The sequence below is a fragment of the Mariniflexile sp. HMF6888 genome, assembly GCF_044335535.1.
Taxonomy (GTDB): Bacteria; Bacteroidota; Bacteroidia; order Flavobacteriales; family Flavobacteriaceae; genus Mariniflexile.
The window spans coordinates 232,234-245,740 of the sequence record NZ_JBIQVZ010000002.1 but is presented as its reverse complement, the minus strand read 5'-3'; the positions used below and the strand labels follow the sequence as shown (position 1 = coordinate 245,740).

The window sequence follows — 13,507 nt, the reverse complement described above, 5'->3', positions numbered from 1 at the left end:
TTTTTAAATTTTAATCTATTTATTAAAATATTTTAAAATTCGTTCTTTATCTTCATTGGCTTTATCATTTTTATGATATAACTCAACAAAAATTATTTTTTCATCTAACTCAGTTTCAACACCATCTATATTCTCTATTCTTTTCTCAAAATGGGCATATACAAGTCTTAATCCAGTATTAACTCCTTTACCTTTTAAGCTTTTGCATGCCATTTTTTTTACTTTAATTATGCAATCTGTAATTCCCAATCCATCAATATTAAAACTAAAAGGAGGTCTTGCCTCAGGGTTTACTTTTAATACCTTTCTTATAATTTTTAAATCATCACTTAATGATTTATATCGTTTAGAGAGTTTTTTTAAATCTTTTTTAAATTCTTTTAATTCATCAAACTCCATCTCCCTCATTATCATAATTTCTGACCGAATAAGGCTTTTCTCTGTAAAAGGCTAATTCATAGTCAATCACATCTCCTTCTTCTGTTGCTAACCATGGAATATCCTTGTGTGAATAATCACTAATCGCACTAGCATAATAATCAGAAAGCTGGTTAATCACTCTGTCTATAACATCAATTTCACTTGCTTTTAATTCAGTTAAATCAGGCTTTGTTAATGGTAAATAGCGAGTCTGATGATAGCCATGAAATTCTGTTTTAATTCTTTTTATTTCTCCAATTTTTATCATTTCATCAATAACAGAATCTATATTATTCGGAACAGGACCATACGGTAATTTTCGATATACAGCACCTGTTAAATGACTCTCATACACTTCATAATAATTGAAATCTGAAAAGTATAAAAGCTTATAAAGAACTGTTTCTCCAACGTTAGCCTTACCTGCACACCTTTCAAGAATATACAATAAGATATTCCTAAATTTATCTACCATTAAATCTGGAATAGATATTCTCTCTTCAACATTCACTTTAACTTCTTTACTCAAATTAACATCCTCTTTCTTGAGTTCAAAATCTTTAGCCAATATTTTATCAATCGAAAGTCCTAAGTTGAGAGAGAAATTCATTAGTTCTATAATTGAAATTTTTCTGTTTCCCAATTCAATTTGAGCCAAAGAAGATCTTGAGATACCAATTACTGAAGCCAATTCTTCTTGTGAAAGATCTTTTTCCTTCCTTATCATCATTATTCTATTACCTAATTCTTTATTAGACAGTCCCGTTTTCATTGATTTTAAATGGTTTTAGTTATGTAAACATATAAAATGTTTTAAAAGAAAACAAAGAAATGATTGATTTTCTAACATTTTATCTTAATATACAATAATCATTCAAACTCATTTCACTACACTCCTATCGTCATTTATTCATTATTTTCTATTTTAATAAATTGGAATTCATGAATCTCGTACCTCGATTTCGTAAAACGAGTGTTTATTCACAAGATTTCTATTGTTTTTAAAGGAGTTCATGCATCTCGTATCTCGATGTCATTAACATCGTAAAGGAAACTTTAGGAATAATTTTTTTCAAGAAACTGTAGTTTGCCAAAGCGCCAGCTGGCTCATTCGCTAAAATAGTCCACAGGACTATTTCTAAACGCTCCGTCCTGCTTTTACCCAAATCGACTAAAAGGAGATTCGCAAACACCGTGTTTTAAACACAATTTCCAACCACCATACACCTCTCCTATGGCCTCTGGGGAACAGAGGCCTGTTGGAAAGGAAAAAAAGCTATTAAACAGAATCCTAAAAAATACTTTTATTTAGTAGGAACACATGCCGTACCATTCCATTGGCAATCGTTAGCATGTGTGAGTATGACATCTATAGTATAGTAATAGACGTCATTTTCAATTTTTGTCTGAGTGAGTGTACAAGACACCCCATTTTGGTACATAACATTCACCAAAGCACCTCCTTGGGTGATGTTACCACCCGAATCGATGATGGCATATTCAGAGGGATTTGCTGTATTAACAATGGTGAAAAATGCATCCCCATCAATATCCGACAAGGTCGTTAAAGCTTTAGAGTTGCTCACAATATATAAATTGGCACCATAAGTTTGATAGGCGTTAGTAAGTCCTAGGTTGATACCACTTCCATTTATTCTAAAAACGGTAGTCAATACATCATCATTATCACTTAAAGGAACATACGTGTCTGACACAACGTTGTTGTAATAATCAATGGCATTTGTTAGGGCGATTTGATTTTGGGGATAGACAACTTGGTAATTTAACATGGCATTGACGGCATTAGAATAAATAGTCTGTGCCTGTGGCGTGGTTAAAAATTTAGTGATACTGCGTGTGCCTCCTTGGTTTAAATAGGCGACATAGGCCGAATCCAAGGTTTTTCGATATGGTGATGGAGAAGCGTCACTAATAACAGCACGGGGATATGGTGGACAGCCCCCACAGGATGAAGCATCAAATTCCAATCGCTGGATGGCTTTCCCGAAATCGGGGTCTGTTTGAGTGTAAACGGTACGACTTAGGCTTTGTAGGGTCATCATACCACTGCACATGGCACAGGGTTCCAAAGAGGTATATAGCACATACGGATTGTCGCTTTCATCTGCCAATGAGAAATATTCCGTGGTATTTAAATAACTGGTCATTAAGCGGACTTCCCCATGTTGGGTGCCATTTCCTGTGGTATCCACACAGTTTCGGGCCCATTTTACAACCTGACCGGAAGGCGCCACCAAAACCGATCCGATATTATAGCCTCTTACCGGATTTGCATTTGGTGTTTGCCAATTTTTATACACAACAGCCAAAGATAACAGACTAAAAATTTTATCCCTTTCAACCTGGACACTATCCGTCACGGAATACGTGTTATAACAGGTTGTAGTTGATGAAGGTCCCTCAGCCAAATAAATATCAGCTTTTTTTTCGACCGCCTTTTTACAAGACATAATGACGCTTAATACGACCATTAGACAAATGATTTTTTTCATAATTTAGTGTTGATTAGGTTAGTTTTTGCCATCAGTTTATGCATCTTATTTTTGATATAAAATAAGGGGTACATTTTGATGGATACAATTAATACTACTACTTGTGCTAACTTAACTTATAAATAGGGAGAGTTTAAATATACAAAAAAATATGAGAAGTAGATTACATTAAATCTTAATAATTAAAAAATAATTTGCTGGTACTAATGGTTAAGATATTTTTGTTGGTTAGATTATTAAAAATCAGTGGATTATTCCACACTTAACCTGATGATAAATCCTTTTTATTAAAATGATTATACAGCCGATATAATTTTTTTGCCTATCTTGATGATAGCGCCACCCACTTTTTCAATATTTTCAATAAGCTTGATCTTTTTTTCTTTATCATCAATATCAAGGTTGATTATTTTTAATAATTCTTCAAGTTCCACTCTGTCAGCTTTTTTAGGAAATAAAGCTTGTACTTCTTCAGATGTCAATATGGTTAAACTTGATATCTCATCTGCAAATGCCTTTTTGGTTTTGTCACTTGCAAGTTTACCTACATTCGATTTTTTAGCCATTTTATAAAAGTTATGTATTTGTATTTGTTAAGAATATCAATTAAAGTTTTCTAATTTGGTTTTCAATGTGTTCTTAATATTTTCAAGGGCATCATCAATGGCATCCAATGACAAACCGGGCTTTATTGAGCTTAGCATGGTATCTATTGTTTTACGTTGGGAATCATTTAATTTCTTGAGGTTATCAATCCAATTCCCTGTGGTTCTATGTAAGTCAATGGCATTCTTGTATTCTAAGATGATTGATGTTTTTAAATCAAATCTGATTTTTTCAATAGGCAAAATCTGCTCTTGGTATTCAGCTACTAAATCATTGTACAGCTTGGGGAAATCATTTTCCTGATTATAATCCCTACCATTTAATTCTTTAAAAGACGCCATCCAATTAGTACGATACACAAGGCCATACTCATTAAAAAAGAAAGCTTCAAACACTAAAATTTTCTGATCTACATAAGCATCTACCATAGCTAAATGTGAAATTTTAAGTGATTCTATTATTTCTAATTCCTTTAAATGAACCTTTGTAATTTCTGGTGGTATTGAAACACAACTAGATGTTGCTGAAAGAATAAAAAGACTAAAAATTATTTTTTTCATGAAGTTTGAATTAAATTAATAACATTAGAACTAGAAATTTCAATTAAGCAGGAATTCTAATTCAATTATATGTGCCGTTAAAAATTTAAGAGCGGATTGTATTAAAAAAGCACGCTAGTAAATATAAAAATAAAGTATGATTTTTCCTAAAAAAAGAATCAAAAAATATGTATAATCCACTCACCTATTCTTTTTACCAAAAGTTTTTTAGTACATGAGAAAAGATCCAAAAGCCAAGATTCAAGACCTAATAGGCTGCAGCCATTAATCAATAGTCATTAATCAATAGTAAATAATCCTCACATACCGCGTTTTGTAAAGTCTTTTTCAATAGTTGCAATGACCCACTTTGTTATTTTTTTTGAAAGCTTATTGATAACAAGACCTTTGGTTAAACCCCACAACCAACCTGATAACTTATCATTCAATTCAGCCTTTAAAATGGCTTTCACGCGATTTCTTATTGGCTTCTCTAATGTCTCGAATGCTTTCTTATCTAATTTAGGAAAATCTGGAACCTCATAACTTGAAGGATTGGCATCATCGTTAGGATCCAATTTAGTCACATCCGGGATAATGGGCATGAATACTTTTTTTGTACCATCATCTTGTTCAACTATTTTTCTAAACTTTTTAACCGCTTCTTTACTAACATTATAAAATAAATTATTTGGATCCTTTTCATCATATTCCATGAACATGATCCCTCTCAAAAAATTCTTTGCGTTTTTACGTCCAAGAAAAAAGTCATGCTTCCTGAACGCTATATCTATAAAACCACCAAAACCGCCAATCCCACCGGTAGCCAAAGGGGGATGATCGACCTCTTCAAGTTTCCCTAACTTTAATTTTCTAGGAAATGCCATAAGCTTAAATAATCCTACCCCATAGGTATCATGATGCTTGTTACGTGCTTGGTTAAGAATCGTTGGGATTAAACCACCAATAACATCCATAATCGTGTTTTTTTGATAATTAGGCGTGTCATACAGTATCTCATTTTCGAAGTTCGGAAAAGGATCGATTAAGAGTGTCCCATATTTTGGATTAACAGGATCTTCAGGGCCATGATTTGCCACTAGACATCTTAAAACTTCATCAAAAGGCTCGTTATTAATGACACCACCATCTACTGCAGTAAATTGAAAATCCCCTTCTGTATCTAGCTTCAATTCAATATCCATTTGAGCATTAAAAGCCTTCCGCTCTTTTAAACTATTACGAACGTATGTCATAGGGAATTCCACATCAAAATAACGTGGTGCGAGTCCTATAGGAAAAGCACCAGTCGCTTTTGTGACTTTGATTAAAAAATCGCGATTTGATTTTAATGCTTCACCAGAGGCATTCACTGGATTTTTGATAAATGGGCAAAATGGTAAAAACTTGTTTCTATCTGCTATCTCATCATATTTTAATTTGAAATGCGCCACAATATCATGATTGCTAATACGATGTCCAGGCGTTGAATCAAGAAACTTTGATATAATTTTGCTGAACTTCACTTTATAATCCAAAGGACGCAAGCTGGTGACCGTCAGTAACAGCCTAAGGTCTTGAGATATGTAATTGGGAAGATTATTAACAGAGGCATCTTCGGGAAGCAACTTAAAAACCTGTTCGGCAATCGTATCTATTGGTTTTGAATTTAATAATGACGGTGCCGATTTGTTATCATGGAGATCGTCATTAGAAAGCATCTTCTCAAAGGTCGTTTTTCCCTTCCCACTGCCATCATATAGGCTGTCATCATCATCAAGGAACACCCAACTATCATAAAGAATATTACCGGTTTTTGTGTTTGAAACATCTCTTACGGGGTCTATTTTACCCGAACAAAGCGCCAAGGTTGTAATCATACTCACCATCCCTCCTGCCGAAGCTCCTCCTATGGCATCAATAATAACGTTGTGATTGGGAATAGGACTCTTGGGATTTGTTTCATTTTGCTTTTTAGCATCTTCCCATGCGGAAAGTGCCTCTAACATATAGTCCATAAAACCAGCAGTATAAGCACCGGCTGAAACCGCACCGGCCATCGTTAGGCCTAAATGAAATGTGTTGGAGTTTGATTTTTTGCTCATGGGTCGATATTTAGATTGTATCCAAAAAAGAGTGTTTAGTAGCATGCTTCAACTTAAAAGCGTGTATAGATTAGCTTCCGTTATAGTGTATGATGAAAAGTTCCTTTCTTTCATTTTCTTCCACACCATAACCATCACCCATCTTTACCTCAAATTCGGTCACAGCTCCTTTTGAATTCGGCATTTTTTTAGCAAGATCCGTGAGTATTTTGGCAATGAAAATAGCTTTGTTTTTATTTGATGCTTGATAGTATAAAACAGTGGACTGATTTGAGAAAAAGGAAGGTTTCTCTGTCCAGTCGGGATATAGTTTAACCTGAAAACCTTTAGCCTCCAATTTGTTCCTAATGGCATATTTGATTTTTTCATTCGGTTTAAAACAATATATTCTTATATAAAGTTTTGCGTTTTCATTGGTAGTAGATGTCGATTTTTCAAAACCAATTTCCATAGCATCTTGCTTCCATTCAAAGCCTCTTGCACTCAAAAATGGTTTTAAGTATTTGATCTCTACTTTATTTTCAATAAGTTTTTTGCGTAATAAATCCACATAATCTTTATTTACATTCCCACCATAGTATAAGGCGTTCACTTTTCTTGTGCCATCATCATTTGGTACATCACGATAATGTAAATAGAAGTTAGGCTCATCTATACTTTTAATGGCTTTTACGACGGAGTTCCCATCTGCTTTGCGTTTATAGTAACGTACTATAATGGTATCCCTTGCGATGGATTTGATTGTGTTCACCTTCTCTTGTAGTAAATCTATTTTTTTTATAACATTTTTGTTAATTCCTGTTTCGCTCTTAATTTCATTTATTTTAGTTTGAACTTGTTGTAGCACTTGTTTTAGAGAGTCCTCCCGTTTTATTTTGTGAACATACTCAATGGAATCTTTTATTTCTGAATCTTTTATTAGCTTGTTATTATAGTCAAGCAGGATCTCTGTATCCTTCTGCGTCTCCTTCTTGGTATAAACATTATAAACGAATAAACCTGTGAAAACAAGTAATCCAACAATGACTATAATAATACCATTTCTATTTGTTTTTCTACTTTTTGATTCGTATTCCTTAAATTTTTTACTGAATTCATCCATAGTATTCGTATTATCTATTATTTAACAATGTCCCAAAATTGTTGGTTTAGATTTTTAGCTGTGTCATTTGCTGATGCTGGGATTGGAGGTGTTTGAAGTCTTAGCATGAATTTTTTTATTTCAGTTTCCAACAGTTCCAATAAGGTTAAAGAATCTTCAATCCTGTCTAACTTATCTTTAAACCATTTGAGCAAACCAAGTGGCGCAAAACTTATAAGCGCATAAGCCTTATCCTGAATATCAAGTAATGCCCATATAGATAGTGATATGGAAATAAAGATAGTAACACCTATTAAGATGTGATAATCCCGCTTCCGTCTTTGATGTTTCGTTCTAACTAAAGTAAAGTTTTCAGCAGGTACTATTTCTACAATTTGCATTTCATGATGCTCATAATTTAATTGAAGATTGGTATTACCAATTAAAACAGGAATACTTTCTTCGCCGAATCCATCAATTCCAACAACATCCACCGCCGTTTGAAATGAATTGCTTATAGACTTGCCCTCAAAAAAAGACGTATAAAATGCTCTCGAAAAAGATAATGCTGTATCATTAGGTACCTCACTATTCATTCCAATGACTGCTTGATTATCTGTCACCACAAAATTATCGGTTTCATTCAAACTGAAACAGGCATTCATGAATACGCACTTGAGATTTGGTTTATAATTTTGTATAAACTCACTAAACATATGAATAGATAATTCCTTCTTATGGTTTTCTTCATCATGGAAATAAAGCACACCTTCATCGCTACCATGACCAGAGATATGCAAAATATTTGGTTTATAATTTTCCAGATAGCTATGCAACATATCCTTCGTTACAGCGCCTTTGGATTTTATCTCAAAATAGTCACGATTAGCAGATAATTTACGCGATTCTTCAATGCTATTTTCTTCCGTATCAAGAAATAGATTTGTCGTACCGATGGGATTTACCTTTATGAATAATATCTTTATCAAAGCTTTAAATTAAAGGGTTATATTAATTGTTGCATTTTTAATATCCAAGATCTTATCTGAACGCACATTAACACCAGAAACAATGAGTTCTTCAGGAGTGTTTTCTACAAAATTTTCGACAGCTTCATGAAACGTCAGTCCAGAGATGTTTTCAATAAAGTCAACTCGGACTTGATAAGTTTCTGCATCTTTGAATGTCATAAACAGATTAGCTTCTTCCTCCATATCCGCACGAACAGTGGGCTTTACAATACGACGTTTCTCCAATATATTTTTTTGGCTCGTTAAAAACCCCGTTCTGTGTAATGTTCCATTGCTTTGGTAGTAGATCACTTTCCAGAATAAATATGGAATTTGTATGGTATTGCCATTAACCTGTGTGACAAAATATGGATCGTCTTCAAAAAAAACAGGACCAGTAAATAGGTTGATTTTAATTTGGTGTGTAATGGTTTGATGGTGCAGGATATAATCTTCAATAAGTCTCCAAATCCCTCGGTTTAGTTTATCCACCTGTGGCATGGCATTAGTATAAAAGAAAGTGGATTCTGCCGCAGCTATTGCCTTATTACGATCTGTTCCCCATTGCACATCCTCTCGTTTTGTTAGATGGCCTTTATCAAAATCACTTTTTACGGCACTATATAATTCGTGACCCCATTGTTCTTTCTCGGGAATACGTGGATCTTTCTTCCATCTGTCACCTTTCCCTGCAAATAATTCTTTTCTGGTTATTTTTTGAAAAAGGTTACCATGAATATTACTCGCAGTGAAATAAGGAAACTTTCGAAAAGGATTGTGAAGGACACTGTAATTCACATATTCCAAGAAATATTGAGAACGATTTAAATCATTCATCTCAAATTTCTCAACTTCCTTTGTAGATATTTTAGGAATTGGAACATCTGAACCTCCCATAAATGTACGCATATAACTCATTGATAGTCTAATCAAAAATTTATATTCTTCAAAGGGAGAATTAAATATAATAAAAATATTTTAGAATAAATTAAAAATCAACTAATTAATATATAGATAGCTGCTTCCATGCCATAAGGTAAACCGATAAAAATATACGCAATGAATTAATCCATGCGATTCTAACAAATAGATATTTACGTAGATTTGTATCAATAATTATTTTAAAATAAATATGGAAAGAATATTGCAATTACTTATCATCTCAAATCCTTTATATATAGTCTCTCAAGATTTAAATACTGATTTACTTATTCATTATCCATTTAATGTTAATGGAAATGGTTACGATGGCACTAATTTTGGAGCAATGTACACTACCGACAGACATGGCAATGAAAACAGCTCCATTTATTTTGATGGAATTGATGATTCTATTAACATGCCTAATCCAGTTGAGTTAAAGTCCAATTTAGTTTTAAATTAATAATATGCGCCATTTCTTTTCAAAAAAACATTTCTTAAAAGACCTACTAGAAGATTTTGTGGATATTCACAACCACATACTACCCGGTATAGATGACGGTGCAAAAAACTTAAAGGAATCAATCGATTTAATTAAAAAACTTAAAGAATTGGGCGTAAAGCAATTTATCCCCACACCGCACATCATACAGGATTTTTATCCTAACACAGATGAAACTATTGGTAGTGCTTATGAATCCCTATTAGGAAGCTTAACTCAAAAACTACAAAATGGGATTACTATAAACCCAGCGGCCGAATACATGCTGGACACCACATTTGAAACACTTTTAGAAGAAGGAAATCTTTTTACCCTAAAAGGAAATCATGTACTTATTGAAATGTCCTATTTCCAGCCACCCATAAATTTAGAACAGCTTATTTTTAAGATTAAAACAAAAGGCTACACACCGGTATTGGCACATCCAGAACGCTACGCATTTTATCACAACAACCTTGATTATTATAATAAACTAAAACAATTAGGATGCTTTTTTCAACTTAACCTATTGTCGTTAAGCAACTATTATGGCAAAAATGTAGAAACAACCGCTAATTATTTAATAGATAAAAAACTTATAGACTTTGTTGGAACAGATACACATAATGCACAACATATCGAGAAACTATCAAACATAGTATTAGGCAAAAAAAACGTTGAAAAAATAGCACCTGTCATTAAAAACACAAACACCACATTTTCAGTAATCCAAAACCCCAAATAGTCATTAGTCAATAGCCATTAGTCAATAGTCAATAGTCAATAGTCATTAGTAAATAGCCGGTAGCCAATAAGTTGTTAATAACCAAATAAACAATAATCAATAACAACCTCCAATGTCAGTCCGAGCCTTTCGACTGCGCTCAAGATAAACTAAAGTCGAAGACCTAATAAACCCAGTAGACAAAATAGCCAATAGTTAGTGAAGAACACCCATTTAAACGATTCAACGATTAAACAAATAAAATTCACAGTTTGTCAAGCTGAGCCTGTCGAAGCTATATAAAGGAACTTGTTGGTAATAGGACTTCGACAAGCTCAGTCTGACATAATCAATTAATGATTAGTGATTAACGATTCAATGAATAAACAATATAAAATAGCCACTAGTCAATAGTTTGTAGAGAACAAATAAACGCATCAACAATACCTACCCCTTAATGTCAGTCAGGAGCGCAGTCGAAGACCTAATAAACCCAGTAGACAAAATAGCCAATAGTTAGTGAAGAACACCCATTTAAACGATTCAACGTATCAACGAATAAACAAATAAAATGGGTTTTGTGAAGCACAGTTTGTCAAGCTGAGCCTGTCGAAGTTATATAAAGGAAGTGTCGGCAATAGGACTTTGATAAGCTTATTCCCGACATAGTCAATTAATTATTGTGATTTACAACTCAACGCATCAACGATAATCAATTAAATAAACGCTTAAACAGCCCCTTTTTTTCTGGAGTACCATAATAACCATATTTGGCACCATATCCAAAATTTGATTGATTCACATCGTTCACAACCAACATCATACCATTAAGCTTTTTAGTAGCATGAAGTTCTTTTGTAAAGTTTAAAATTTGCTTTTCGGTATAACCAGCTCGCGTTAAATAAATAGTATGTCCTGCGTATTCACTAAGCAATAGCGTGTCGGTAACCAACATGGCGGGGGCAGTATCTACAATAACAATATCATATTGGCTAGAAGCATAATCAAACAACTCTTTTACCCTTCCCGTCATTAATAGTTCGGCGGGATTAGGTGGTACTTTTCCAGAAAGTAAAATATCCAATTTAATATCATTAACCTTATACGTATTGATGGTTTCACCCGCTAAAATAGATTTATCTACTAAAAACTCTGTCAACCCTATATCAGAAGCATTAGCCTTCATTTGGCTTTTTAAGCTGCTGTGTAATTTAGGACTTCTAATGTCTGCACCTATTAGTAATACGCGTTTGTTGGTGTTTGCCATGGTAAGGGCCATATTTAAGCTAAAAAACGATTTTCCCTCGCCATTGATGGTAGAAGTAACAAATACGACATTGTCGTACTGCTCTACGTTTCTACCCCGTCTTACATAGTCAAAGTTAGTGCGCACAATCCTAAATGATTCCGATAAAACAGAACGGTCGTTTTTTTCTACTAATAAACCTCTACCCTCTTTGAAAGCCTTTTTAACTCTTGGGATTTCCCCTAATATGGTAATGTTCTTAATTTCTCTTTCTAAATCTTCTTTATTATGGATTTTGGTATCTAACAAATCACCAACATAAATAAAACCAAACGGAATTAAAAATCCCAAAAATAAAGCGCCTATATAAAACATCTTTTTGTTAGGAGCTACAGGACTTCCAGAACTATAGGCCAATTCAACAACTTTCGAACTAGGTGAAGTAGCTGTAAGTGTAATAGCAGCTTCTTCCCTTTTTTGTAATAAGTAAAGATATAATGACTCTTTAATACCTTGCTTCCTTTCAATACCTCTTAATTTGCTTTCTTGACCCGGAACCGAAAATATTCTGGAATTAAGTATATTGGACTGGTTCTCTAAACTACTGATTTGAATTCCCAATGATTTCTTGGAATTTTGAATACTGCGGCTTAGATTTTCCTTTATACTTCTTAAATTTTGGTTTAACTGTAAAACCACCGAATTCCGTTCCCCAGCACTTTTTAACAAACGCTCTCTTTCTACAATCAACTCGTTATATTTAGAAGATAATGTAACGATGGTTGGATCTCCTAGACCTAAGTTAGAAGGAATCGGTGTATAAGAATCTGTATCTCCTAAAGCAGAATCCATATAATTTAGCTGGCGTAATTGCATCCTCGACAACTCCAGTTCTTGCTCGTTTTGAACACTTGAAGATAAAAATTGACCCGCTTCCGATGTAACATCCGTTACTTTATTACCTGTTTTAAAACGAACGATACTATCATCTACACCAAGTAAATCTTTTGCAATTAATTCAATACGTTCATCAATAAACCTGGCCGTATTTGTCGCCTTTATATTCTTTTGGTTAATGGTAGCTTCATTATATTTTACTATTAAGGTATTTATAATATCTTTTGCCCTTTCGATGATAGGATCTTGGATAGAGATATTAATTATTCGTGAGGATTTATTTTCTTGATAGGTCTGGATTCTATTTTTTAAAGATTCAGCAATAGATTTAACAGGCAGGATTTCTGTTCTAATTTCAGTGCCAATGCTTCTCTCCAAGTTAGGAAAACGCGGGGTTATAATCATACCTCCAAGGAAGGTTGGGATTTTTTCGCCAAAAGAAATTTTCTTAGGATCGTCATTCTCGTTTATTCGGTACTCAAATTCTTTATCAGATAAAATTTTAATGTGAAAACTAAAGTTTGTTCGGTCTATGATGGAGTCTGATGCTATAAAATTAATAGTTATTGGTGCATTTTTATAAATTTCAGAATCATAAATCCTTCCTTTTAAGTAATGTTTAATGTTAAGACGCAAATCCTTGATAGTACTATTAAAAAATGCTCTAGACATGATCACGCTCATTTCATCTTCAATCTTCGCATCTTCCTTTTCGGCAAAAAATGGCAAATCCTTAAATATAGCACTTGCTCCCGATGCTTCACCTTCATCAACTAACATAATTTTGGCGGTAGCTAAATATTCTGGGGCGGTATAGCGTAAATTAAAATAAGCGACACCCAAAAAAATGGATATACTTAGTACAAACCAAAACCAACGTTTCACATATATGGAAGCGGCTTTTTTAAAATTAAACTGGTTTGCTGAATCCATTTTAGAAATATTATTTAAATCTGACATAATA

Annotated in this window: 12 protein-coding genes; 2 read left to right on the top strand and 10 right to left on the bottom strand. The window is 33.5% G+C overall.

Annotation, left to right across the window (positions count from 1 at the left end; translation table 11 throughout):
* Positions 1 to 15: 15 nt before the first annotated feature.
* The 9 genes from ACGLWY_RS06370 to ACGLWY_RS06330 form a co-directional block, all read right to left on the bottom strand.
* A complete protein-coding gene (locus tag ACGLWY_RS06370; protein ID WP_396618841.1) occupies positions 16 to 408 on the bottom strand; it encodes a hypothetical protein in 393 nt (130 codons plus the stop codon).
* Positions 389 to 1,192, bottom strand: coding sequence for a type II toxin-antitoxin system antitoxin SocA domain-containing protein (locus ACGLWY_RS06365; protein WP_396618840.1), 804 nt, complete (start codon positions 1,190 to 1,192; stop codon positions 389 to 391). Before ACGLWY_RS06365 ends, ACGLWY_RS06370 begins: the two co-directional genes overlap by 20 nt.
* Before the next feature lie 532 nt (positions 1,193 to 1,724).
* Entirely contained in the window at positions 1,725 to 2,933 is a 1,209-nt protein-coding gene (locus ACGLWY_RS06360; RefSeq protein WP_396618839.1) for a nucleoside deaminase, read from the bottom strand.
* 296 nt (positions 2,934 to 3,229) lie between these two features.
* On the bottom strand, positions 3,230 to 3,499 hold the full coding sequence (locus ACGLWY_RS06355) for a hypothetical protein (RefSeq protein WP_396618838.1): 270 nt from the start codon (positions 3,497 to 3,499) through the stop codon (positions 3,230 to 3,232).
* Between the two features lie 36 nt (positions 3,500 to 3,535).
* Positions 3,536 to 4,099: a hypothetical protein gene (locus tag ACGLWY_RS06350; protein ID WP_396618837.1), complete on the bottom strand. Its 564-nt coding sequence runs from the start codon at positions 4,097 to 4,099 to the stop codon at positions 3,536 to 3,538.
* Between the two features lie 299 nt (positions 4,100 to 4,398).
* The gene (locus ACGLWY_RS06345) at positions 4,399 to 6,183 is read right to left on the bottom strand and encodes a patatin-like phospholipase family protein (protein WP_396618836.1); all 1,785 of its coding nucleotides are present in this window, start codon (positions 6,181 to 6,183) and stop codon (positions 4,399 to 4,401) included.
* A gap of 70 nt (positions 6,184 to 6,253) precedes the next feature.
* On the bottom strand, positions 6,254 to 7,285 hold the full coding sequence (locus ACGLWY_RS06340) for a hypothetical protein (protein WP_396618835.1): 1,032 nt from the start codon (positions 7,283 to 7,285) through the stop codon (positions 6,254 to 6,256).
* 17 nt (positions 7,286 to 7,302) lie between these two features.
* Positions 7,303 to 8,253 (bottom strand): CHAT domain-containing protein, encoded by a 951-nt coding sequence (locus ACGLWY_RS06335; protein ID WP_396618834.1) that lies wholly within the window; start codon positions 8,251 to 8,253, stop codon positions 7,303 to 7,305.
* 9 nt (positions 8,254 to 8,262) lie between these two features.
* Complete coding sequence (locus tag ACGLWY_RS06330) at positions 8,263 to 9,207, bottom strand: DNA/RNA non-specific endonuclease (protein WP_396618833.1); 945 nt, start codon at positions 9,205 to 9,207, stop codon at positions 8,263 to 8,265.
* A 199-nt stretch (positions 9,208 to 9,406) separates the two neighbouring features.
* Between ACGLWY_RS06330 and ACGLWY_RS06325 the strand changes: the two genes are divergently transcribed.
* Both ACGLWY_RS06325 and ACGLWY_RS06320 read left to right on the top strand, forming a co-directional pair.
* Positions 9,407 to 9,658, top strand: coding sequence for a hypothetical protein (locus tag ACGLWY_RS06325; protein ID WP_396618832.1), 252 nt, complete (start codon positions 9,407 to 9,409; stop codon positions 9,656 to 9,658).
* A 4-nt stretch (positions 9,659 to 9,662) separates the two neighbouring features.
* A complete protein-coding gene (locus ACGLWY_RS06320) occupies positions 9,663 to 10,421 on the top strand; it encodes a tyrosine-protein phosphatase (RefSeq protein ID WP_396618831.1) in 759 nt (252 codons plus the stop codon).
* Between the two features lie 691 nt (positions 10,422 to 11,112).
* Here the strand turns inward: ACGLWY_RS06320 and ACGLWY_RS06315 are convergent.
* Positions 11,113 to 13,503, bottom strand: coding sequence for a GumC family protein (locus tag ACGLWY_RS06315; protein WP_396618830.1), 2,391 nt, complete (start codon positions 13,501 to 13,503; stop codon positions 11,113 to 11,115).
* Positions 13,504 to 13,507: the final 4 nt, after the last annotated feature.